This is a genomic window from Microbacterium sp. CR_7 (genome assembly GCF_041954755.1).
Classification (GTDB): Bacteria; Actinomycetota; Actinomycetes; order Actinomycetales; family Microbacteriaceae; genus Microbacterium.
The window spans coordinates 1-309 of sequence record NZ_JAVAYF010000024.1; the positions used below are offsets into that span (position 1 = coordinate 1).

The window sequence follows — 309 nt, forward strand, 5'->3', positions numbered from 1 at the left end:
TGGACGGGTTGCATGCGGAGGTCGCGGCGGGGATCGCGCGGGAGTCTCGCCCGGAACTCGGTGCGGAGGGATTGGCGAAGCAGCAGGGGTTCCGGTCGCCTGCGACGATGATCGCGGCGACGACGGGTGGGTCGACGGGGGATGCGTCGCGGTTGGTGAAGGTGGGTGAGGCGACGGCGCCGCGTGCGAATCTGCTGGGGGAGGCGTTGCCGCCGCGGTATCCGGTCGTGCAGGCGGCGCTTGCTGCGGGGGCGGTGAGTGCGGCGGCGGCCGGGGTGATCGTTTCGATGCTGGATCGTGCCCGGCTGA

The 309-nt window shown here is 72.2% G+C and carries 1 pseudogene; it reads left to right on the forward strand.

What is annotated here, in order from left to right:
- Nucleotides 1–107: 107 nt before the first annotated feature.
- Nucleotides 108–309 (forward strand): annotated as a pseudogene (locus RAC81_RS16980) (HNH endonuclease); the annotation flags it as partial.